Source organism: Nonomuraea turkmeniaca (assembly GCF_005889735.1).
GTDB classification, from domain to species: Bacteria; Actinomycetota; Actinomycetes; order Streptosporangiales; family Streptosporangiaceae; genus Nonomuraea; species Nonomuraea turkmeniaca.
The window spans coordinates 1-21649 of sequence record NZ_VCKY01000180.1; the positions used below are offsets into that span (position 1 = coordinate 1).

At 71.9% G+C, this 21649-nt stretch carries 19 protein-coding genes; 11 read left to right on the plus strand and 8 right to left on the minus strand.

Going from position 1 to position 21649, the window contains the following annotated elements; genetic code table 11:
• Nucleotides 1-73: 73 nt before the first annotated feature.
• From ETD86_RS38380 to ETD86_RS55855, 6 genes are all read left to right on the plus strand, one after another.
• Entirely contained in the window at nucleotides 74-1957 is a 1884-nt protein-coding gene (locus ETD86_RS38380; protein WP_138671556.1) for a sensor histidine kinase, read from the plus strand.
• A gap of 49 nt (nucleotides 1958-2006) precedes the next feature.
• Nucleotides 2007-3461 carry a BTAD domain-containing putative transcriptional regulator gene (locus ETD86_RS59740; RefSeq protein WP_138671557.1) on the plus strand — a complete coding sequence of 485 codons (1455 nt, stop codon included), beginning with the start codon at nucleotides 2007-2009 and terminating at the stop codon, nucleotides 3459-3461.
• Between the two features lie 33 nt (nucleotides 3462-3494).
• The gene (locus ETD86_RS38390; protein ID WP_138671558.1) at nucleotides 3495-5273 is read left to right on the plus strand and encodes an NAD+ synthase; all 1779 of its coding nucleotides are present in this window, start codon (nucleotides 3495-3497) and stop codon (nucleotides 5271-5273) included.
• A gap of 222 nt (nucleotides 5274-5495) precedes the next feature.
• Nucleotides 5496-5858, plus strand: a complete 363-nt coding sequence (locus ETD86_RS38400) for a metalloregulator ArsR/SmtB family transcription factor (protein WP_138671559.1) — start codon at nucleotides 5496-5498, stop codon at nucleotides 5856-5858.
• A complete protein-coding gene (locus tag ETD86_RS38405) occupies nucleotides 5855-6358 on the plus strand; it encodes an SRPBCC family protein (protein ID WP_138671560.1) in 504 nt (167 codons plus the stop codon). Before ETD86_RS38400 ends, ETD86_RS38405 begins: the two co-directional genes overlap by 4 nt.
• 35 nt (nucleotides 6359-6393) lie before the next feature.
• The gene (locus ETD86_RS55855; RefSeq protein WP_170223486.1) at nucleotides 6394-7461 is read left to right on the plus strand and encodes a DNA alkylation repair protein; all 1068 of its coding nucleotides are present in this window, start codon (nucleotides 6394-6396) and stop codon (nucleotides 7459-7461) included.
• Nucleotides 7462-7876: 415 nt separating this feature from the next.
• Here the strand turns inward: ETD86_RS55855 and ETD86_RS38415 are convergent, their stop codons facing one another.
• Nucleotides 7877-8518: an SDR family NAD(P)-dependent oxidoreductase gene (locus tag ETD86_RS38415; RefSeq protein ID WP_246148842.1), complete on the minus strand. Its 642-nt coding sequence runs from the start codon at nucleotides 8516-8518 to the stop codon at nucleotides 7877-7879.
• A 96-nt stretch (nucleotides 8519-8614) separates the two neighbouring features.
• Here ETD86_RS38415 and ETD86_RS38420 point away from each other — a divergent pair, with 96 nt between their 5' ends.
• Together ETD86_RS38420 and ETD86_RS38425 are read left to right on the plus strand one after the other, a co-directional pair.
• Nucleotides 8615-9049, plus strand: a complete 435-nt coding sequence (locus ETD86_RS38420; protein ID WP_138671561.1) for a MerR family transcriptional regulator — start codon at nucleotides 8615-8617, stop codon at nucleotides 9047-9049.
• Entirely contained in the window at nucleotides 9046-10089 is a 1044-nt protein-coding gene (locus ETD86_RS38425; RefSeq protein ID WP_138671562.1) for a sigma-70 family RNA polymerase sigma factor, read from the plus strand. The genes ETD86_RS38420 and ETD86_RS38425 overlap by 4 nt, the downstream gene beginning before the upstream one ends.
• Here the strand turns inward: ETD86_RS38425 and ETD86_RS38430 are convergent.
• The 3 genes from ETD86_RS38430 to ETD86_RS38440 all read right to left on the minus strand — a co-directional run bounded on the left by ETD86_RS38430 (nucleotide 10081) and on the right by ETD86_RS38440 (nucleotide 12874).
• The gene (locus ETD86_RS38430; RefSeq protein WP_138671563.1) at nucleotides 10081-10911 is read right to left on the minus strand and encodes an SgcJ/EcaC family oxidoreductase; all 831 of its coding nucleotides are present in this window, start codon (nucleotides 10909-10911) and stop codon (nucleotides 10081-10083) included. The two genes, ETD86_RS38425 and ETD86_RS38430, sit on opposite strands and share 9 nt — an antisense overlap.
• Before the next feature lie 61 nt (nucleotides 10912-10972).
• The gene (locus ETD86_RS38435; RefSeq protein WP_138671564.1) at nucleotides 10973-11962 is read right to left on the minus strand and encodes a sigma-70 family RNA polymerase sigma factor; all 990 of its coding nucleotides are present in this window, start codon (nucleotides 11960-11962) and stop codon (nucleotides 10973-10975) included.
• Nucleotides 11963-12106: 144 nt separating this feature from the next.
• Nucleotides 12107-12874 carry a TetR/AcrR family transcriptional regulator C-terminal domain-containing protein gene (locus ETD86_RS38440; protein WP_138671565.1) on the minus strand — a complete coding sequence of 256 codons (768 nt, stop codon included), beginning with the start codon at nucleotides 12872-12874 and terminating at the stop codon, nucleotides 12107-12109.
• A 49-nt stretch (nucleotides 12875-12923) separates the two neighbouring features.
• Here ETD86_RS38440 and ETD86_RS38445 point away from each other — a divergent pair, with 49 nt between their 5' ends.
• Complete coding sequence (locus ETD86_RS38445) at nucleotides 12924-13865, plus strand: ATP-binding cassette domain-containing protein (protein WP_138671566.1); 942 nt, start codon at nucleotides 12924-12926, stop codon at nucleotides 13863-13865.
• A complete protein-coding gene (locus ETD86_RS38450) occupies nucleotides 13862-14638 on the plus strand; it encodes an ABC transporter permease (protein WP_138671567.1) in 777 nt (258 codons plus the stop codon). Before ETD86_RS38445 ends, ETD86_RS38450 begins: the two co-directional genes overlap by 4 nt.
• A 22-nt stretch (nucleotides 14639-14660) precedes the next feature.
• Here the strand turns inward: ETD86_RS38450 and ETD86_RS38455 are convergent, their stop codons facing one another.
• The 4 genes from ETD86_RS38455 to ETD86_RS38470 all read right to left on the minus strand — a co-directional run bounded on the left by ETD86_RS38455 (nucleotide 14661) and on the right by ETD86_RS38470 (nucleotide 20644).
• A complete protein-coding gene (locus tag ETD86_RS38455; protein ID WP_138671568.1) occupies nucleotides 14661-16859 on the minus strand; it encodes a right-handed parallel beta-helix repeat-containing protein in 2199 nt (732 codons plus the stop codon).
• A gap of 55 nt (nucleotides 16860-16914) precedes the next feature.
• Nucleotides 16915-17517 (minus strand): TetR/AcrR family transcriptional regulator, encoded by a 603-nt coding sequence (locus tag ETD86_RS38460; RefSeq protein WP_138671569.1) that lies wholly within the window; start codon nucleotides 17515-17517, stop codon nucleotides 16915-16917.
• 159 nt (nucleotides 17518-17676) lie between these two features.
• Nucleotides 17677-19230: an MFS transporter gene (locus tag ETD86_RS38465; protein WP_211370581.1), complete on the minus strand. Its 1554-nt coding sequence runs from the start codon at nucleotides 19228-19230 to the stop codon at nucleotides 17677-17679.
• A gap of 172 nt (nucleotides 19231-19402) precedes the next feature.
• Complete coding sequence (locus ETD86_RS38470; protein WP_138671571.1) at nucleotides 19403-20644, minus strand: MFS transporter; 1242 nt, start codon at nucleotides 20642-20644, stop codon at nucleotides 19403-19405.
• A gap of 137 nt (nucleotides 20645-20781) precedes the next feature.
• Here ETD86_RS38470 and panB point away from each other — a divergent pair, with 137 nt between their 5' ends.
• The gene (gene panB, locus ETD86_RS38475; RefSeq protein WP_138671572.1) at nucleotides 20782-21615 is read left to right on the plus strand and encodes a 3-methyl-2-oxobutanoate hydroxymethyltransferase; all 834 of its coding nucleotides are present in this window, start codon (nucleotides 20782-20784) and stop codon (nucleotides 21613-21615) included.
• Nucleotides 21616-21649: the final 34 nt, after the last annotated feature.

Consider the following 21649-nt stretch of genomic DNA (forward strand, 5'->3'; position numbering starts at 1 on the left):
GGGAAGGGCGGGTGGCATGCGCCGCGCGGGTCTGGCTGCGTTTCGTTGGCCGAGTCAAGCTCGGCGTGCTGGGATGGAGGTTCTCGCTTCGCTGCGGATCCCGCCCAGCCGCGTGGCGATCGGCATCGCGGCGTTCGCCGTCGTCCTGGAGCTCGCCGACATCTGGGTGACGGCGCAGCTGCCGCCGTCGGCGTACACGCCACTGCCGTTCGCGCCCGAGGACATGGCGGGCACCGCCTTCCCGGTGTTCGGAGCGATCCTCGTCCACAGCAGGCCGCGCCAGGTCATCGGGTGGTTGTTGTGCGTCGGCGGGCTGAGCGCGGCGGCCAACATCCTGTCGGCCAACGTCTTCACGCTCCTGTACGGCAGCGCCGTCCACGGGCGGGTGATCGTCAACCTGACCTGGAACGTTCTCGAGCTGACCCTGGGCGTGCTGCTCCCGCTGCTCTACCCGGCGGGAACGCTGCCGTCCAGGCGGTGGCGCTGGGTCGTCGGGCTGGCCGTCGCGGGCATGGCCCTCGACTGGGTGGCGGTCGCGGCCGGCCAGCGGCAGCTCAGGGACGTCGCGCACTGGGTGGTGGCGACCGCGATGGCGGCGGCGTTCACCTCGCTCGTCGTGCGGTTCAAGCGCGGCGACGCGATCGAGCGGCGGCAGCTGCTGTGGCTGCTGGTGACGCTGCCCGGTCTGCTGATCCCGCTGATCCTGGGCGGCACGGTGTGGTGGGTGGCGACGCTGGCGATCCCGCTGATCCCGGCGGCGATCGCGGTGGCGGTGCTGCGCTACCGGCTGTTCGGCATCGACACGCTGATCAGCCGGGCGCTGGTGGGCACCGGCCTGGCGATCGTGACCATGGGCGTGTACGTGGCGGTGAGCGCGGCGGGCAGCATGTTCCTGTCGGAGGTGGACCCGGTCGCGGGCATCGCGGCGGCGGTGTTCGCGGGCGCGTTCTTCCAGCCGATGCGGCGCGGGCTGCAACGCGGCGTGGACCGGCTGCTCTACGGCAGCACCGGTGTGCCGAGCGCGCTGGCCAGGCGGCTGCGGCACCGGCTCCAGCACGCCGACCCGGTGCACGGGCTGCTGGCCACGCTCGACGTGCTGCGCGAAGGGCTGTCGGTGACGGGCGTGGCGGTGGAGGTGGACGGCACCACGACCACGTCGGGGGCGGTGGCCGGCTCCGGCGACGCTCCGCGGCCCGCCAAGACCATCGCGCTGGTGTGGCACGGGGAGCCCGTGGGGCTGCTGCTGATCGGGCCGACCGACCGGCGCAGGTTCCCGGCCGCCCACGACGAGCGGGTGATCGCGACGCTGACGCCGTACATCGCCGACGCCGCGCACGCCGTACGCCTGACGGGGGCGCTGCAGCGCTCCCGCGAGCGCATCCTGACCGCCCGCGAGGAGGAGCGGCGGCGGCTCCGCCGCGACCTGCACGACGGGCTCGGGCAGTCGCTCACCGGCATGGCCATGTCGATCAACGCCGCTCGCCTGACCGTGCGGGCCGCACCGGAGGACGCCGACCGGCTGCTCGCCGATCTGCGCGCCGGCATGGACGCGGTGAGCGGCGACATCAGGCGGCTCGTGTACGGCCTGCGCCCGCCCGCGCTCGACGAGCTGGGGCTGGCGGGCGCGGTGGAAGAGCTGGCGGAGACGCCGATCGAGACGTCGGGCGACCTGGCGAGCCTGCCGGCGGCGGTCGAGGTGGCCGCCTACCGCATCGTCCAGGAGGCGCTCACGAACGTCCGCAAGCACGCCCGCGCCACCAGGATCACGATCAGTCTGCGGCGCGACGACCGGCTGCGGGTGACCGTGACCGACGACGGCGTGGGGCTGTCCCCGGACGCCCGGCCGGGCGTCGGCCTGGGCTCCATGCGGGAGCGGGCCGCCGAGCTGGGAGGCACGTGCGTGATACGGGAGGCCGAAGGCGGAGGCACCGTCGTCCACGCCGAGCTCCCACTGTGACAATTCGCCATATACCCAGACCGAATCTCCCTCTACAGTTACGCCTGACATGCTCACCTTCACTGCTCTCGGACCGTTCCAGGCCTGGGCCGGCGGCGCCCCCCTCGACCTCGGCGGCCAGCGGCAGCGCGCGGTGCTCGCGCGCCTGCTCGTGGCCGGTGGCCGCGCCGTTCCCGTGAACACCCTCATCGACGAGCTCTGGCCGGGCGGCCCGCCCGCGCAGGCCCTGTCCACCATCCAGGGGTACGTCTCGCGCCTGCGTCGCGCGCTCGAGCCCGACCGCGCGCCGCGCGAGGAGGCCGGCGTGCTCGTCTCCGCGCCGCCCGGCTACGCCCTGCGGGCCGAGACCGAGCAGGTGGACGCCTGGCACTTCGAGAGGCTGGTGAAGTCGGACGGTGCGCCGGCGCAGGTGTGGGCGGCCATGGACACCGCGCTGGAGTTGTGGCGGGGTCCCGCGCTGGCCGAGTTCAGCGAGCTGAGCTGGGCGGCGACGGAGGCGGGACGGCTGGAGGAGCTGCGCCTGATCGCCGTCGAGCGGCGGGCCGACGCCGGGCTCGCGCTGGGCCGGGCGACGTCGCTGGTGGCCGACCTGGAGGCGCACGCGTCGGCGTACCCGCTGCGTGAGGAGGCCTGGCGGCTGGTGGCCGTGGCGCTCTACCGGATGGGCCGCCAGGGCGACGCGCTGGCGGCGCTGCGCCGGGCGCGCGCGGTGTGGCGGGACGAGCTGGGCCTCGACCTGTCGGCCGGGCTCCAGCGTCTGGAGGGCGACATGCTCGCCCAGCGCCTGGACGAGCCCGCTCCCCCGGAGGCGCCCGCGGGGGCTTCCGCAGATGATCTGCGGGTGCTGGTGGCCGACGACCAGGCCCTCGTACGGGCGGGGCTGCGCGCCATGCTGACCGCCGAGCCGGGGGTGGCGCTGGCCGGCGAGGCGACCAACGGCGAGGAGGCGATCGCGGCCGTCCGCGAGACCCGGCCCGACGTGGTGCTGCTCGACATCCAGATGCCGCATCTGGACGGCCTGGCCGCCGCGCGCCGGATCCTGGCCGGGGAGCGGCCGCCGAAGGTCGTCATGATGACCACGTTCGGCAGCGACGAGAACCTCTATGCGGCCCTGCGCGCCGGGGTGAGCGGATTTCTGCTGAAGACGGCGGCGCCGGAGCAGTTCGTGGCGGCGATCAGGGCCGCTGCGGCCGGGGACGCGCTCATCGACCCGGCGCTCACCACGCGGCTGATCTCCGCGTTCGCCGGACGCGTCGACCCGGCCTCTCCCCCGGCGCTGGCCGGGCTCTCCGACGCCCTGCTCGACGTGCTGAAACTCGTCGCCAGGGGGCTGACGAACCGCCAGATTGGCCAGACGCTGTCGCTGCCGGAGGAGGAGACCGCCCTCATGGTGAAGTCGTTGCTGGAGCACCTCGGGTTGTTCGACCGCGCGCAGCTGGTGATGGCCGCGTACGAGTCCGGGCTGGTCACGCCAGGTGATAAGGCTCACTTTTCGTCGCTTTGACGATAAAAATCGGGGCATATTAGGCTTGAGCGCGTGGCCCAACTGCGCATAGCCCTGGCACAGACCAACCCGACCGTAGGCGACCTGGCCGCCAACGCGGACCAGCTGATCGCGTGGACCCGCGACGCCGCCGAACGCGGGGCGCACCTGGTCGTCTTCACCGAGATGTTCCTCACCGGATACCCCGTGGAGGACCTGGTGCTGCGCACGTCCTTCGTGGACGCCAGCATCCGGACTCTGGAGGAGGTGGCACGCAGGCTGGAACGCGAGGGCCTGGGCGACCTCCCCGTGGTGGCCGGCTACGTCGACCGGGCCGGCCTGGCGCCCCGGGTGGGGCAGCCGAAGGGCGCCCCGCTGGACGCCGCCGCGCTGCTCTACAAGGGCGAGGTGGTCACCCGTACGGCCAAGCACCACCTGCCCAACTACGGCGTGTTCGACGAATACCGCTATTTCGTCCGCGGCGACCGGCTGCCGATCTTCCGGCTGCACGGGGTCGACGTGGCGATCGCCGTCTGCGAGGACCTCTGGCAGGAGGGCGGTCCCGTGTCGGTCGTCGGGCAGGCCGGGGCCGGGCTGCTGATCGCGCCGAACGCCTCGCCGTACGAGAAGGAGAAGGACGACGTACGCCTGGAGCTGTGCGCGCGCCGCGCCCGTGAGGCCGGGTGCGGGCTCGTCTACGTGAACCAGGTCGGCGGGCAGGACGAGCTGGTCTTCGACGGTGACTCGATCGTGGTGGACGGCTCGGGCGAGCTCGTGGCGCGGGCGGGCCAGTTCCGGGAGGAGCTGCTGGTCGTGGACCTGGACGACCTGCCGGTCTCGGACACGGCGCCCGGCACGTACCCGTACGACGCGGGCGACGGCTCCACGATCACGGTCGAGCGCCTGGTGCTGTCGGAGGAGCCCGTCGCGCCTTACGCCCCCGAGCCGGCGCGCGTCGCCGAGCGGCTGGACCTGCACGCGGAGGTCTATGCGGCGCTGGTGCTCGCGGTCAGGGACTACGTGCGCAAGAACGGATTCCGGTCGATCATCCTGGCGCTGTCGGGCGGGATCGACTCGGCGTTGACCGCGACCATCGCGTCCGACGCGATCGGGCCTGAACGGGTGCACGTGGTGCTCATGCCGTCGCGGTACTCCTCCGACCACTCGGTGACCGACGCCGAGGAGCTGGTGCGCCGCCAGGGCGTCAATGCGCAGATGGTGCCCATCGCGAACGTCGTCGACGCCTTCGAGAAGGAGATCGAGCTGTCCGGCCTGGCCGCCGAGAACCTCCAGGCCCGGGTACGCGGCATGATCCTCATGGGCCTGTCCAACCAGCACGGCCACCTGGTGCTGACCACCGGCAACAAGAGCGAGCTCGCGACCGGCTACTCCACCCTCTATGGCGACTCGGCCGGCGGCTTCGCCCCGATCAAGGACGTGCCGAAGACGATGGTGTGGGAGCTGTCCCGCTGGCGCAACACGCACACGGACCCGCAGTTCCTGCTGACGGCCGAGCGCCCGATCCCGGAGAACTCGATCACCAAGGAGCCGAGCGCGGAGCTGCGCCCGGGTCAGCGGGACACGGACTCGCTGCCGCCGTACGAGGTGCTGGACCGGCTGCTCGACGACTACGTGGAGAAGGACATGGGCTCGCAGGAGCTCATCGCGGCCGGGCACGACCCCGAGTTGGTGACGCGCATGATCAGGCTGGTGGACCTGGCGGAGTACAAGCGCCGCCAGTACCCGCCGGGCCCGAAGATCACCCCGAAGAACTTCGGCCGGGATCGCCGCCTCCCGATCACCAACCGCTGGCGGGAGAGCACCACCCCGTAATTGCGGTACCGCGCGGCTACGTTGGCTGCCATGGCTGAATGCGTACTTGTGGCAGGCGCGTAGCTCGGGGCTTGGGCGTGGGACGAGGTGGTGCCGGAGCTGCGGGCGGCCGGGCGCCCGTCGACGCTGTCCGGGCTCGCCTGCAGGCGGGGTGTGCCCTGCTCGACGGCGAACGCGGGAGACCTCTTGGCGAAAGCGTAACCAGTAGGTTACGCTTTCCGCGTGGACGAGGTGGCGGGGGCGATCGCGGATCCGGTGCGGCGGGAGATCCTGGTGCTGCTCCGGGATGGACGCCTGCCGGCCGGCGAGGTCGCCGAGCGTTTCCCGATCAGCCGCCCCGCCGTGAGCCGCCATCTGCGCGTGCTCAGGCAGAGCGGGCTGGTACGCGTGGAGCTCGTGGGCCGGCAGCGCTTCTACACGCTCGATCCCGAGCGGTTCACCGAGCTCGTCGCGTGGCTGGCCCAGTTCGTCCGGCCCGCCGGATGGGAGCACCGCCTCGACGCACTGGAGACCGAGGTCTACCGCACACGCCGCGAACGCCGCACGGGCGGCGCCGCGGACGGCAGAAAGGCGACCATGGCATGAATCGATTCCCCACCGGCCGGCTGTTCCGCACGGAGGCCGGCAGCGATCTCGTCCTCACCCGCACCTTCCGCGCGCCCGCCGAGGACGTGTGGGCGAGCCTCACCGAGCCGGAACGCACGGCACGCTGGTTCGGCCCTTGGGAGGGCCAGGCCGGCCCCGGCCGCACGATCAAGGTCCAGCAGGCGTACGAGGAGCAGCAGCCCTGGTTCGAGATGCGCATCGAGGCGTGCGAGCCGCCGCGGCGGCTGGAGGTGTCCGCCGTGGACGAGGCCGGGTCCTGGCATCTGGAACTGCTGCTGTCCGAGCGGGACGGCACGACGGAGCTGCGGTTCGTCCAGCGCCTGGCCGACGAGGAGGGCATTGGCGAGATCGGGCCCGGCTGGGAGTACTACCTGGACATGCTCGTGGCCTCCCGCGACGGCTCCGCCCAGCCTGACTTCGACGACTACTACCCGTCGATGAAGCCGTACTTCGAGCAGCTCAGGGACACGGACGCGTAGCGCGAATTGTCGGTGGCGGCTGGCACAGTAACGCCGTGGCTCAACCGCTGAAAGACATGATCAACGCCCGGTCCGTGTCGGTGCTGGCCGACGGGCTGGCCGCCGCGTGGGCGCCGTTTCCCCGGGACCGGTTCGTGGGGCGGGCCATGGACGGGCTCGACGGGCTGGAGCTGAAGGACCGGGTCAGGCACGTCACCGTGGCGCTGGCCGGCGCGCTCCCGGCGGCCTACCCGCAGGCCGCCGAGCTCGTGCGCGCGTGCGCGTCGCGGCTGGACATGTGGAGCGGCTGGCCGGCCACCGATCACACGGCCGTGCAAGGGCTCGATCACCTGGACACGGCGATGGAGACGCTGGCGGCGCTCACGCCGTACTCGACGGGCGAGTTCGCGGTACGCCCCTACCTGGAGCGTTACCGCGACGACGCCCTCAAGATCATGTACGGGTGGGCGGAGTCTCCCGACGAGCATCTGCGGCGGCTGGCCTCGGAAGGGGCACGCCCACGGCTGCCGTGGGCCACGCGGGTGGGGTGGCTGATGACCCCCGGGCCGACGTTGCCCCTGCTCGACCGGTTGCGCGATGACCCGAGCGAATACGTCCGCCGCTCGGTCGCCAACCACGTCAACGACCTGGCCAAGGACCATCCCGAGGTGGCCTTGGAGCTGATGGCCCGCTGGCGGTCCGGCGGCGGCTCGCACGTGGAGAAAGTGTTGCGGCACGCGGCGCGCGGCCTGCTGCGGGCCGGGCATCCCGAGGCGCTCGCGCTCATGGGCGCGACTCCGGGGAGCGGCGCGGTGGACGTGCTGGCCTTGGAGGCGGACACGGTGGCCGTCGGCGCGAAGCTGGCCTTCTCGGTCTCGGTCACGGCGGACGGGCCTGGGCCGCTGCTGCTCAAGTACGCGATCCGGCGACCGGGCTCACGTCGGGTGTTCCATTTGGGTCAGCGTGCTGCGGACGGGGCCGGGGCGACGTTCACCCTACGCAAGAGCCACTCCTTCCGGCCGGTGACCACCCGCGACGAGCCGCCCGGGCCCAGGGAGCTCGACGTGATCGTCAACGGCCGGGTCGCCGCGACCACCACCTTCACCCTGATCCCCGCACCCTGACCCCCGCACCGATCCCCGCGACCTGCCCCAGCACCCAGCACCCAGCACCCTGACCACTGGCCCGAGGCTCGTGGCGCGAACGCCTCTGCTCACGCTCCGGCAGTCGCCGCCGCCGGCCTCCGCGTGACCGCGTCCTGAGCACCTGCTACCGGCCGCGCCATGGACTCGGCACGGGTCGCGGAGGTGCTCGCGGCCACGCGGGTGACCTGGCCACGCGGGTGTCTCGACCACACGTGGTGGCGTTGCCCACGACGGCGTCCTGGCCACACGGGAGACGCGGTCATACGAGCGGCCTAGGCACACGCAATGGCCTGCGCACACGCAATGGCCTGCATACGCAATGGCCTGCGCATGCGGAACGGCCTGCGCATGCGGGAGTGGCCTGGGCATGCGGGATGACCTGGTTCGTGGAGGGTTAGCGGTCGGGGTGGCCGCTGTGGAGGATCTCGTGGTCCCAGCCGTCGCGGCGCTGGGTGTGCAGGCGCCAGTAGTGCTCGGCGATGTCGTCCGGGTCGAAGGCCGTGCCCGGGGCGACGGGGCCCGCCACGGTGACCGAGGCCACGTGGACGCCGGACGGTCCGTACTCCTGGTCGAGCAGCGCCACCAGCGTCCGCACGCCGCTCTTGCCGAGCGACAGGCTGACGTACTCACGCTTGGGCTCGGGCATGCCGCCGGTGATGATGAACGTGCCGCCGCCGCGGCGCGCCATCGCGGGGGCGATGTGGGCGGCCGCGATGAGCGCGCCCACCACGTTGACCGCCCAGGCGTCCAGGTGGGCCCGCACGGTGACCTCGCCGGGCGCGTCGGGCCGGATGATCGCGGCGTTGTACACGACGACGTCCGGCGTGCCCAGGTCGGCGGCCGCCGCGTCGAGGGCGGCCCGCAGGGCTGTCTCGTCGGCGCTGTCGGCCCGGTACGCACGCACCCCCGCCCCGCCCGCCGGTCCGTCGAGGCCCAAGGTGCCGCCCGTACGCGAGACGAGGGCCACTGGCAGGCCCTCGCGTGCGAACCGGCGCGCGACCGACCGGCCGATCCCCGGCCCCGCTCCGACAATCACCGCTCCCGGCATCATCGGCTCCTTCCCCTTGTTGGCAGATGTGGAGACGCTAAAGCGTCACATCCATGTGAGGGTCAAGCGAGGAGCGAGGAGCGCATGCGGATCGGTGACCTGGCCCACGAGACCGGGGTGAGCAGGCGGCTGCTGCGCTACTACGAGGAGCAGGGGCTGTTGCGGCCCGTGCGGCTGCCCAACGGCTATCGGGAGTACCACCAGTCGGACGTCGCCACCGTCCGCCACATCCGCGACCTGCTGGCCGCCGGGCTGCCCACCGCGGTCATCGCCCGGCTGCTGGACTGCGTTCACGACGACGAGGGCGGGCGGATGGTGCCGGTGGCCTGCCCGGGGATGATCACGCACTTGCGGCGGGAGCGGCAGCGCATCACCGAGACGATCGAGCGCCTCCAGACGTCCCAGCGGCACTTGGACACCATGCTCGCCGCCGTCCGAAACCCGACCCAACCCCCGGCCCGCACAACCGCCGAGAGGCGGAGGCGGGCGCCCATCGTGGGGCAGAATCGAGCCTTGTGAGCGAGATATCTCAACCGACGTCAGAACCGGCAACGGAGGACCGCGACCTGGGCCGGGCGCGCGACGGGGACGACGACGCCTTCGCCCGCCTCATCGCGCCCCTGCGCAGCGAGCTGCACGCGCATTGTTACCGCATGCTCGGCTCGGCCCACGACGCCGAGGACGCCCTGCAGGATGCGCTGGTGCGGGCCTGGCGCGGGCTGGCGCGGTTCGAGGGACGGAGCTCGCTGCGCTCGTGGTTGTACACGGTGGCCACCCGTACCTGCCTGGACGTGGTCGAAGCGCGCGGCAGACGGGCGCTGCCGGTGGATCTCGGCCCGGCCAGTGAGCGCGCCGTGGTCGAGGGCACGGTCCCCCGGACGGACGTGGCCTGGCTGGGGCCGTACCCGGACAACGGGCCGTGCCCCGAGGCAGGACCGGACGCCCGCTATGAGCGGCGGGAGGCCGTCGAGCTGGCGTTCGTCGCGGCCCTGCAGCACCTGCCGGGTAACCAGCGGGCGGCGCTGCTGCTGTTCGAGGTCCTGGGATTCTCCGCCGCCGAGATCGCCGCCATGATGCGCACCACGACGACGTCGGTCAACAGCGCCCTGGCGCGGGCCCGCAGGCTCGTCGCCGAGCGGGTGCCCGCCCCCTCCCAGCAGCAGACGCTGCGGGCTCTCGGGGACGCGCGCGTGCGGGACATCGTCTCCGGGTACGCCGCCGCGCTGGAACGCGGCGACGCCGACGCCCTGGTCGCGCTGCTCACCGAGGACGTGACCTGGTCGATGCCGCCGATTCCGCACTGGTACCGGGGTCTGGAGGCCGTCACCGACTTCGCGGTACGGGTGCCGCTGACCTCATGCGGCTCCTGGCGGCACCTCCCGGCGCACGCCAACGGCCAGCCGGCCGCCGCCTCCTACCTCTGGGACGAGGCGGCCGGCGCGCACCTGGCCTGGTCGATCAACGTGCTCACGCTGCGCGGGGAGCGGGTCAGCGAGATCACCTCGTTCATCGGCCGCGAGCACTTCCCGCTGCTCGGGCTGCCGTCGTCGCTACCGTGACGAGGGCCGCAGGTCGGTCCTGGCCGCGCCGGTGGCCTGGTCCAGCGGGAACGACAGGTGCTGGTGCACCATCATCCAGGCCCCGTCGCGCCGCTCGAACACCCGCGTGCCCCGCGACCAGCTCTCGGACGCCTGCCCGTCCTGGCCCACGACGCGGACGCGGTTGAGCCCCCAGGCCACCGCGAGGTCCTCGCGTACCAGGATCTTCAGGTCGGGCACGTCCAGGCTCACGTCGCCGGGGGCGTCGAGGCCGCGGGCGCAGACCTCGCGCACGGCGTCGACGCCGGTGTACTCCAGGGGCGTCTGGTGCTCGTACGAGACCACGTCGTCGGCGATGGCGGCCATCATGCCGTCCAGGTCCTTGGCGGCGGTCTCGGCGTACCAGCGCTCGTGCACCCGGCGCACCTCCTCCTCGCCCGCGCTCTCGTCCCCAAGCGGGAACGAGTGGTGCTCGTGGGCGACGACCCAGCGGCCCTGCTCCTTGCGCAGGCCGAGCGTCAGCCGCAGCCGGTACCGCGGGTTCGCGGCGAGTTCGCCGGGGGTGCCGCAGCGCAGCAGGGCGTGGGCGAAGGCGACGTCGGAGCCGGCGGTGACGTCCAGGGTCTCGATCTCGAACGACGCGCCCTGCGCCTGCCACTGGAAGAAGCCCGGCCACGTCTCCCGGTACGCCTCGATGCCGTGCACGCCCTCGTAGGGCGGCGGCACGTCGTACATCACGATGTCGGCGGCATGATCGGCGAGGACGCGCTGGAGGTCGCCGGCGTGCACCGCCTCAGCCCAGCGCTCGATCAGCTCGCGGATCCGCTTCTCGTCGGTGGTCATGGGGTGGAGTCCTTCCCGGTCGGTTGGTCGTCAGGACTACAACCCGGGCCGGGGCGCGAAATCATCGCGGCAGTTCCGGCGGAAGGTCGAAGTCCCCGAAATCGGCCCCCTGGAAGGAGACGACCTCGGCGATCCGGGTGCCGCGCACGACGATCAGGTCCAGGCCTGCCGGGACGTACATGGCCCGCCGCTCGTCCCACATGTACGTGCCGAACCCGAGCTGCCCGTTGGCCCGCGCCGGCAGGAAACGCCAGCGGCTGGTCAGCGGCCCCTCGGCCAGGAATCCGCGGATGCCGTCGTGGCCCTGGTACCAGGCGGTCAGCGGCGGCATCGAGTACTTCGCGTCCTCGGTCAGCATCGCCACGATGGCGTCGACGTCACCGGCCTCCCAGGCGGCGGCGTACCGGCGGGCCAGGTCCCGCTGCCCCGGCTCGCCCAGCGCGTCCAGCGTCTGCCGCTGGCTCGGCTCGGGCAGCAGCTCGGCGAGGACCTTGCGGGCGCGCTGCAGGGCGCTGTTGACCGCCGCGACGGTGGTGTCCAGTTGGTCGGCGGCCTCGGCGGCGGCGTACCCGAGCACGTCCCGCAGCAGCAGGACGGCCCGCTGCCGGGCCGACAGGTGCTGCAGGGCGGCCACGAAGGCCAGCTCTATGCTCTCCCGCGCCACCACGCGCGCCTCGGGGCCCAGCTCCGCCGTCCAGCCCATCAGCCGGTCGGGGTACGGCTCCAGCCACGCCACCTCGGCCACCGGCGCGGCCTCGGGGCTCAGGTCGGTGGGCAGCTCGCGCCGTCCCCGCCGGTCGATCAGCGTCAGTGCCCGGTTGGTCGCGATCTTGTAGAGCCACGCCCTGATCGTCCCGCGGTCCTCGAACCGCGCCATGGTGCGCCAGGCCCGGTCCAGCGTGTCCTGGACGGCGTCCTCGGCGTCGTGAACGGAGCCCAGCATCCGATAGCAGTGCGCGCGCAGCTCCTCCCGCAGCGGCCCGACCAGGCGGCCGAACGCGTCGCGGTCGCCCGCCCGCGCCGCGGCCAGCAGCTCCGCCGTGTCCGCCATCCTGCTGTCCCCCTCGCCGCCTGCTCCGAGGCCAAGCTACCCGAGAAGATCGTGGCGATGACCGAGATGACACGGTGTGTGTCAGGTGGCGGTGGTATCGCGGCCTGCACGAAGTCCCCGTCGCGCACGTCCGCGTGGCGGGAGCTACTCCCCTCCGCCGTGACCCTCCAGCGCCCGCCGCCGGATCAACGCCTCGATGCCGTCGAGCAGCAGGTCGAGCCCGAAGACGAAGTCGCCGTCGTCCATCCAGCCCTCCGCGCCGCGCATGGCGCCCGAGCGCATCGCGGCCGACAGGGCCGGGTAGGTCTCGGGGTCGAGCACGCCGGCCAGCACCTCGCCGTAGTCGGCGGCGCCCTTGATCCCGGCCTCCTCCATCCGCGGGTCGCCACCGGCGACGGCGTGGACGAGGGCGGCGTCGGTGAGCGCGTAGCCGGTCAGCGCGCTCGCCACGTTGATCTTCTCGCCGTCGTCGAGACCCGTGCCGTCGAGCGAGGCGAGGGCGCGGTCCAGCCACAGCAGCCGCCGCGGGCCCATCGGGGGCACGGACCCGGCGACCGACAACAACCATGGGCGGTCGAGCAGGATGTCGCGGTGCGTCCGGGTCCACACGGCCAGGTATTCGCGCCAGGTCCTGCCCTCGGGCTCGGGCGGCAGCGGCGCGGCGGCGTCGGCCATGGCCGTGAGCAGGTCTTCCTTGCTCTCGACGTACCGGTAGAGCGCCGTCGCCGCCACCCCCACCCGTGCGGCCACGGCGGCCATCGAGACCCCGGCCAGCCCCTCGGCGTCGGCGATCTCGATGGCGGCGGCGGTGATGGCCGCCAGGTTCAGCCGCGGCCGCGGTCCCCGGCGCGTCACCGGCTCGCGCCCCCACATACGTTCCACCACGGACGGCAGCGCCCGCTCCTGCGCCATGCGAACTCCTCCTTGACCCGCTCCTAGGATTGTGCATTACCTTAAAACTATGAACGTCATACACAGTACGCCATTCACAGATGCCGTCAGCGCCCGGGGGCTGACGAAGTCCTTCGGCGCCACCCGGGTGCTGACCGGGATCGACCTGGCCGTGCCCACCGGCACGCTGGTCGCTCTGCTCGGCCCCAACGGGTCGGGCAAGACGACCACCGTGCGCATCCTGACCACGCTGCTGGCGCCCGACGCGGGGACCGCCACGGTGGGCGGCCACGACGTCATACGCGAGGGGGTCGCGGTGCGCCGGGTGATCGGGCTGACCTCCCAGCAGGCCACGGTGGACGGCCTGCTGACCGGACGGGAGAACCTGGAGTTGTTCGCCGGCCTCTACCATCTGGGCGGGCGGCAGGCGCGGCGGCGGGCCGAGGAGCTGCTGGAGCGGTTCGACCTGGCAGCGGCCGCGAACCGGCGGGTGGGGACGTACTCCGGCGGGATGCGGCGGCGGCTGGACCTCGCGGCGAGCATGGTGTCGGCGCCGCGGATCCTGTTCCTCGACGAGCCCACCACCGGGCTCGACCCGCGCAGCCGCGCCGAGTTGTGGTCGGTGATCCGCGAGCTGCTGGCCTCCGGGACCACGATCCTGCTCACCACGCAGTACCTGGAGGAGGCCGACCAGCTCGCCGACCGGGTCGTGGTGATCAACGGCGGGCGGGTCGTGGCCGACGACTCCCCCGCCGCGCTGAAACGCCAGGTCGGCGCCGAACGCCTGGTCCTGCGACTGTCCCGGGCGGAGGACGCGCCGCGGGCCGGGGCGGCGCTCGGGACGCCCGTCGACGCGGACGCCGCCCAGCTCACGCTGGCCGTCCAGGGCCCCGACCACCTGCGCCACACACTCGACGCGCTGCACCGGGCCGGCGTCGCGGTCGAGCACGTGGCGCTGCGCACGCCCACGCTCGACGACGTCTTCTTCGAGCTGACGGCGGCCGCGGCATGAGCGGGGTCCTGACCTCCGCAGGCGATCTGCGCCGCCTCGTCGTCCGCGACCTGCGCCGCGAGCTGCGCGTCCTCGACAGCCTCATCATCAACATCGCCATGCCCGTGATCATCATGGTGTTGTTCGTGTACGTCTTCGGCGGGGCGATCACCACCGGCTCCAGCGGGCTGGCCTACATCGAGTTCGTGGCGCCGGCCGTGCTGCTCATGTCAGGCGGGTACGGGGCCGCGCTGACGGCCGTGAACATCGCCGACGACATGACCGGCGGCATGATCGACCGCTTCCGCACCCTCCCGATCGGCGGCTGGGTGGTCCCGGCGGGCCATGTGGTCGCCTCCGTCGTCCGCAACGTGGCGGCCTGCGGGTTCGCCCTGGCCGCGGCCGTCATCCTCGGTTACCGCCCGGACGCCACGCTCGCCGGCTGGGCTCTGGTGCTGGGGCTGGTGGCGGCGTACGTGCTGGCGATGTCGTCGCTGGCCGTGCTCTGGGGGCTGCTGGTGAGGTCGACCCAGGCGGCGGGGGCGTTCAGCTTCGTCGTGTTGTTCCTGCCGTACCTGTCGGACGGGGTCGTGCCGGCCGAGACCATGCCCGGTGTGCTGCGGGACTTCGCCTACAACCAGCCGATCACGCCGATCGTGGCGACGTTGCGGGCGCTGCTCCTGGGCGAGCCCGTGGGGTCGTCCGGGGTGGTGGCGGTGGTCTGGCTCGCGGGCGTGGTGCTGGTGAGCGTGCCGGTCGCGGCGGTGCTGTTCCGCCGCCGGACGTCCGCCTAGCCGCGCGTCCGGGACGAGAGGTTCACGCCGGCACCTGGGCCTCGGCGGTGCTCTCCTCCGCACTGCGGCCGTCCCGGAGCATGAGCACCAGGACCGCGCACACCACCCAGATCCCGGTGACCAGCCCGCGCACCCATCCTGGCCCCAGCGGGACGAACGGGATCAAGTACACCAGCCGATCGAAGGCATCCGCCGCCGCCAGCACGCCCACGACGACGGTGAACCACCCGAACACCGGCCGCCGGGCCCGCAGCGCCGCCCCCAGGCACAACCACCACGCCGCCATGAGCAGCAACGCCACCCCCGTCTGTTCGGGGCTGTCGACGGCCGCCGCCACCACGTCGAGCAGCAGCCCGGCGATCCCGGCGGCGGTCCCCGCCACGATCAGCCGGTGCCTGCGCAGGGTGGGTGCCGCCGCCGCGTTCCCTGGCGGGTCGTCCTCCTCGCCGAACCGTACGTCCGCCTCCAGCCGCCGGCCCGCACCGGCCGTGACCCCGAACGCGGCGCGGAAGCCGACCCGGAACGTGCCGGGCGGCGACCCGCCGCCGACGAGGCGGGCGGCGCGGCGGGAGCGCCACCAGAAGAGCCACGCCAGCAGTGCCAGCACCACCGAGCCGCCCAGCGCCAGCAGAGCCTCGACCTTGCCCAGCCCGGACGCGCCGAACCAGTCGCACCCGGCGGGCAGGCGGGCCTCTGAGGCGCTGAAGTCGGCGCACATGTACAGCTTGATCAGCTTCACGGGCTCAGCAAGGACCCGGCGCGTCCCGCCCGACAGCTCGGGCGCCCGGTCGGCGCACACCGGCAGCACGGCGGGCGTGGACGTGCCCGTGTCGCCCTGCCAGCAGTTGCCGGCGCCCTGCCCGTCCCACCACACGTCCAGCCCGTTCGGCCGCCGCTCCCCCGCCGGGGTGACGCCGAAGACGTTGCGTTCGTACCGGTTGAAGTCGGAGGTGTCGGCCTGCTTGGCCAGGTCGCTCTCGCCCCGGATGAACGCCGGCACGCCGAACAGCTGGAACGCCGCCCGCCGGTGCCCCCAGACGCGGTTGCCCGCGAAGACGTTGTAGTTGCCGCCCGCGACCAGAACGCCCGTGCCCGACGGGACCCCCACCTGAGGGCAGACCACCCCCTGCTCGTAGCCCCGCTGGGCCGGAGGCTTGGCGCAGGTGCCGTCGCGCGTGTACCGGTAGTAGTCGCGGTTGTTGTCGTGGATCTGGTTGTTCTCGAACTTGGCATGGTTCTGGGGCAGGCCGGGATGGGAGGGCCAGAGGCTGTCCATCGTGGCGCCGACCATGTTGTCGTGGAATTCGTTGTCGTGCACCCACACCGAGTCGCCGGCGGTGCCGGAGTAGCCGAGCGCGTTGTGGTGACTCCGGCAGCGGCGGATCTCGATGGCGTACCGGGGCACGTCGTGGCCGCGGCCGTCGTTGATGTTGGCGGCGCTGCCCGGATACAGGCCGCCGTCGCCGTTGCCGTACGACTCGCAGTCGGTGTAGAGGCCGTGGTCGCTCGCGAAGGTGAGGAAGCCGTACTCGTCGTTCCAGCGGGTGAGGACCTGGTCGATGACGAATCCGTCGGTTTCGAGCACGTACAGGGAGTTGAACGTGGTGCGCTGGGCGGTGAAGTTCTTGAAGTAGACGCCGTTGGCGCGGTCGGCCCGGATGGCGTTCAGCTTGCGGTACTCGGCGTCGATGACGACGTCCAGCGGGCCGGCGCCGGTGCCCTCGATCTGCAGGTCCTCCTTGCCGAGGACGGCGACGAGGTTCTGGTTGTGGGGGCATTGCCGCTGCTGGTCGAAGCCGAGGATCTGGTATCCCCCGTGGTGCGCCCAGCGGGCGGGGAGCCGGGCGCAATCGCCGGTCGGGGCGGCTTGGCTGGGTTCCTCGCGGTAGAGGCCGGGGAGGATGGCGATGGTCATGCCGGGGCGGTCGATCTGGTCGACGGCCTCCTGCAGGTGTCGCACCCCGCTTTCCTGACATCTCGCGAAAAGATCACGGTTGCGCTCTTGGAGCTGCGGCGTAAATTTCGCGATTCGCCGCTCGAACTCGGCCTTGTCGGTTTTGCAGACCAGCAGGTCCGGCTCGCCGGTCCGCAGTCGCGGCACCGTGCCCGTGCCGTCGGGGAACCGCACTGGCCGCTCTTCATGCGCGAAGGCGGCACCGGCGGGCAACAACAGACCTAAGGCGAGCGCGACGACCGCCGCAATCCTCCGCAGGGGTCCCATGACCGCGACGTTAGAACGATGCTCACGTTCTGCCCAGGCCTAGTCGTACGCGCGTTCAGGGCGCCAGGCCCGCCAGGGCCGCATCGACGACACGTTCGGCTAGATCGGCCGGAAGGTCCCCGGCCGGGCCCCACTTGGTGTGCCACAACATGGCGCCGGAGAGGACGGCCATGCCCATGTCGACGTCCAGGCCGGCCCGGAGCTCCCCGGAGGCGACGCCGCGCTCGATCACGCTCCGCAGCGCCTCCCTGCGCGGCTCGACGGCGCGCTTGAGGAAGCGCTCCAGCAGTTGCGGGTAACGATCGGCCTCGCTCATCGCGATGTTCATCACGCACCGGCTGCGCCGGTCCCCCGACTCCTGCACCATCGCGTCGAGCAGGCTGATCAGATCCTCACGCACCGACGTGCCGGCGAGCAGCGGCAACGGCGCCTTGAGCGTGGAGAGCGCGTCGACGACCAGGTCCTCCTTGTTGGACCAGCGCCGGTAGATCGTCGTCTTGCCGACTCCCGCCTTCGACGCGATCGCCTCGATCGACAGCTCGGAGATGCCCATGCCCTCGCTGATCAAGTCGAGGGTGGCGTCAATGATCGCCTTCTCGGCCTTCTCGCTTCGCGGCCGCCCAGCCGGACGGGCGGCCCCTGTTTCCTGGATCGTCATCGCGGTCTCACCGTACATCCACAGCGTGCCTTCGCCATCTCCCGGCCAAGAGAACGACCGTGGGACGGTGCGGCGCGTCGGCCTTCCGATCTTGCCACTGGCTCCTCCTCTTGCGGGAGATGGGCTGGAATCCCCGCCTTCGATCAGACGGGGAGGATCTCAAACGGCGGCGGGCTCCTTCAGCGGCTCCGCCTGCTGCGCGGGACGGGGCTTGCCCGGCATCCACCTGGCCACGACCACGACGCCGAGCAGCGCGATCGCCGCCGACACCAGGGCCGTGACCTGCATGCCGTCGATGAAGGCGGTGAACGCGGGCTGGATCAGCGCCTGGCCCTGCTCGCCGAGCCCCTCGGCGACGCCCAGCGTGGCCATGATGGACTCACCGGCGGAGTGGCGCACGTCGGCGGGAAGCGCCGCCAGCGTGGGCGCCATCTCGGCTCGGTAGCTGGACGACAGCACCGAGCCGAGCACGGCCACGCCGAGCGCGCCGGCGACCTGGCGGACGGTGTTGCTCATGGCCGAGCCGACGCCGGCCTTCTCCCGGGGAAGCGACTCCATGATGGCGGTGGTGGCGGGCGGCATGATGTTGGCCATCGCGGCGCCCTGGACGAAGAAGATGACCTCGATGAGCACGATCGACGTGTTCTGGTCCATGAACGCGTAGCTGGCCAGCGCCGCGGTCACCACGATCATGCTGACCGTGGCCGACAGCTTGGCCCCGAACCGCTCGTTCACCCGCTGGCTGAGCGGCGCGAAGATCAGCTGCGCGGCGGCGAACGGGATCATCAGCGCGCCCGCCTGCAGCGCCGTGAAGCCCCGCACGGCCTGCAGATAGAACGTCAGGAAGAACATCCCGCCCATCATCGCGAAGAACACGATGCCCATCATGCCGATGGCCGAGCTGAACTTGACGTTGGAGAAGTTGCGCACGTCGAAGACCGGGTGGTCGATGCGCCGCTCCCACCACACGAACAGGCCCAGGACCGCCACGCCGATCAGCGTGGGCGCGATCACCTCGGCGCTGGCCACGGTGCCCAGGAAGCCGCCGCGGATGATGCCGAACACGAGGGCCACGAGGCCGATGATCGACAGCACCACGCCGACCGGGTCGAGCTTGGACGGCTTCGGGTCCTGCGACTCGGGCACGATGTTGGCGATGAGGAACAACCCGATGATCACGATCGGCACGTTGATCAGGAAGACCGAGCCCCACCAGAAGTTCTCGATCAACAGGCCGCCCGTGATCGGACCGATCGCCACCGCGAGCCCCACGCCGCTGGCCCAGATGCCGATCGCCCTGCCGCGCTCGCTGGCCGGGAAGACATTGGAGATGATGGCCAGGGTCGCCGGCATGATCGCCGCACCACCGATGCCCATCGCCGCCCTGGCCAGGATCAACTGCAGGGGATCCTGCGAGTAGGCGCTGGCGAGCGAGGCCAGGCCGAACAACGCCATGCCGATGAACAACATCCGCTTGCGTCCTGTTCGGTCACCGATCACACCGAACGTGAACAACAATCCGGCGAACACCAGCGTGTAGGAGTTGATCGCCCATTCCAGCTCGCTCTGCGTCGCGCCGAGCCCTTCAACCGGGTCGGCGATCGTCTTCATCGCCACGTTGAGGATCGTGTTGTCGAGTACGACCGCCAGCAGGCTGAACACCAGCACGCCGAGGATCGCCCATCGGCGTGGATGTCCTGTGTTCGAGTCCATGGGAGGCATCCTTAATTTCGATACGTCTGAGTTTCGCAACGACACCGTATCGCAAGCTATTCCGATACGCAACGGTGTCGTTTCGTAAACTGCAGGCGAACTCCAGGCATCGCCTCCACTCCTGGTGCGGCACCGACGCCCCTGTGCCCGGTGCCGCGACCAGCGTGCCGGATCAGGCCACCGTGGAAGGAGCCGGAGCCGGGGGCGCGAGCTTCTCGACACCCGGCATCGGGGAAACCTGCGCCGGGCGGCGGCGCCAGAACGGGACGGCGGCCAGCACCATGGCCACCCCCACCAGGCCGGCCACGGCGAACGCCCAGGCCGGACCGAAGCCATCGATGACGGCCCCGGCGATGGGAGCCGAGGCCGCGCCGCCGATCAGCAGCGCGGTGCCGTGGAAGCCCATCGCCTCGCCCCTGGCCCGCGCGGGCACCCACCCGCTGACGGCGTCGACGGTGGACGAAAGGGACGGGGCGCAGAGCAGCCCGGCCGGCAGCAGGGCGACGATCAGCCAGCGCCAGTCGCCACCGGCCAAGCCCACCGGAACGGTCAGCAGGCCCATGCCCCCGATGAGCACCAAGGGCGGGAGGCCACGCGACAGACCCCCGTACACGAGCCCGCCGATCAGCGAGTAGGCGCACCAGATGCCCACGGCGACGCCGACCCACGCGGTCTGGTGAGTCTTTGTCATGGTCGCGACCAGGGCGAGCTCACTCGCGGTGAGCACGAACGTGGCCGCCGCGACGGTGCCGAGCAGCGCCCCGAACGCCGGCGTGAGCCACTGGCGTCTGGGCAGCCTGCCCGCGTGATCCTCCCGGCCTTTCTCCTCGTCGGCCGACCGGGTGGGCGGGTTGAGCACGATCAGGCCCAGCCCCGCGGCCGTCATGCCCATCCCGACGACCGCCATCGTCACGCCGCTGCCCAGCGTGGTGATGCCGGCCACCGCCAGCGCCGGCCCGGTCATGTAGGACACTTCCACCAGGATCGAGTCGAGCGCGAACCCGGTGCGCCGCTGCGGAACGGGCACCATCGCGGCCAGGCACTGTCTGATCACGCTGAACACCGGCAGTGCCAGCAGCCCCGCCAGCGCCGCCGCCACGAGCAGGGCGGGGAACGGCAAGGACCACGCGCACGCCCAGAACGCCGCCTGCACCACGGTGGTGACGGTGAGCACGGGACGCAGCCCGTGCTTGTCGACGAGCCTTCCCGACAGCGGCGAGCCGACCGCCATGCCGATCGTGCTCGCCAGGGTGATCAGCCCCGCCTTGGCGTAGCCGAGCTCGAGCACCACGGCCACGTGCAGGGTCAGCGCCATGCCCGTGGCAGTGGCCGGAACTCGCGCCAGCAGCCCCACCAGCAGCAGCGTGGGGACGCCCCGGATCCTGAGCAGCCGTCGGTAAGGGTCGAGAGCCATGTCGTTGATTACCTCCGCGTTGATTGTGGCAAGAGGCACCGACAGTTTCGCCACTGGTTTTCCGCGCGTGCCATCATCAGTAGGAGTCCGGGGACGCCACAGGGGCGCCTCGAGACGTTTTTCCGGAGGGTTTACACATGTCCTCTTCAACCACTTCGCTGTACGGCGGCGTCTCCGGGCGCCGTGTCACCGTCCGCGACCTCACCGCCGCCAAGGAGCGCGGAGAGCGATGGCCCATGGTCACCGCCTACGACGCGATGACGGCGAGGGTGTTCGACACGGCCGGCATCCCGGTCCTGCTGGTGGGCGACTCGGCGGCCATGGTCGTGTACGGGTACGACTCCACGCTGCCCGTCACGGTCGACGACCTGCTGCCGTTGACGGCGGCCGTCGTGCGCGGCTCGTCACGCGCGCTCGTGGTCGCGGACCTGCCGTTCGGGTCCTACCAGTCCTCACCCGGGCAGGCGCTGGAGTCGGCGGCCCGCTTCATGAAGGAGGCGGGCGCGCACGCGGTCAAGCTCGAGGGCGGCCGCCGGATCCTGCCGCAGGTGGAGGCGCTGGTGTCGGCCGGCGTACCGGTGATGGCGCATCTCGGGCTGACCCCGCAGTCGGTCAACGTCCTGGGCGGGTACCGCGTCCAGGGGCGGGGGCAGTCGGGCGACGAGCTCATGGCGGACGCCAAGGATCTGGAGCGGGCCGGGGCCTTCTCGGTGGTGCTGGAATGTGTGCCGGCCGCGTTGGCTCAGCGGGTCACGACGTCGCTGGCGATCCCGACGATCGGCATCGGGGCCGGGGCGGCGACGGACGCGCAGGTCCTGGTGTGGCAGGACCTGATGGGGCTGACGCCGCGCCCGGCCAAGTTCGTCAAGCGGTACGCGGACCTGGCCGCCGACATGGACCGCGCCGTCCGGGCCTTCGCCGACGAGGTCGCCTCCGGCGCCTTCCCGGCCCCGGAACACTCCTATAGCTGACGCCGCCGCTCCCCACCCCGGCTCGTAGTCTCAC

Coding starts and splice junctions, on each gene's coding strand:
- ETD86_RS38450 (WP_138671567.1), top strand. CDS start 13,862: ATGAGCGGGGTCCTGACCTCCGCAGGCGATCTGCGCCGCCTCGTCGTC.
- ETD86_RS59740 (WP_138671557.1), top strand. CDS start 2,007: ATGCTCACCTTCACTGCTCTCGGACCGTTCCAGGCCTGGGCCGGCGGC.
- ETD86_RS38440 (WP_138671565.1), bottom strand. CDS start 12,874: ATGGCGCAGGAGCGGGCGCTGCCGTCCGTGGTGGAACGTATGTGGGGG.
- ETD86_RS38455 (WP_138671568.1), bottom strand. CDS start 16,859: ATGGGACCCCTGCGGAGGATTGCGGCGGTCGTCGCGCTCGCCTTAGGT.
- ETD86_RS38435 (WP_138671564.1), bottom strand. CDS start 11,962: ATGGCGGACACGGCGGAGCTGCTGGCCGCGGCGCGGGCGGGCGACCGC.
- ETD86_RS38430 (WP_138671563.1), bottom strand. CDS start 10,911: ATGACCACCGACGAGAAGCGGATCCGCGAGCTGATCGAGCGCTGGGCT.
- ETD86_RS38405 (WP_138671560.1), top strand. CDS start 5,855: ATGAATCGATTCCCCACCGGCCGGCTGTTCCGCACGGAGGCCGGCAGC.
- panB (WP_138671572.1), top strand. CDS start 20,782: ATGTCCTCTTCAACCACTTCGCTGTACGGCGGCGTCTCCGGGCGCCGT.
- ETD86_RS38380 (WP_138671556.1), top strand. CDS start 74: ATGGAGGTTCTCGCTTCGCTGCGGATCCCGCCCAGCCGCGTGGCGATC.
- ETD86_RS38420 (WP_138671561.1), top strand. CDS start 8,615: ATGCGGATCGGTGACCTGGCCCACGAGACCGGGGTGAGCAGGCGGCTG.
- ETD86_RS38465 (WP_211370581.1), bottom strand. CDS start 19,230: ATGGACTCGAACACAGGACATCCACGCCGATGGGCGATCCTCGGCGTG.
- ETD86_RS38460 (WP_138671569.1), bottom strand. CDS start 17,517: ATGACGATCCAGGAAACAGGGGCCGCCCGTCCGGCTGGGCGGCCGCGA.
- ETD86_RS38445 (WP_138671566.1), top strand. CDS start 12,924: ATGAACGTCATACACAGTACGCCATTCACAGATGCCGTCAGCGCCCGG.
- ETD86_RS38470 (WP_138671571.1), bottom strand. CDS start 20,644: ATGGCTCTCGACCCTTACCGACGGCTGCTCAGGATCCGGGGCGTCCCC.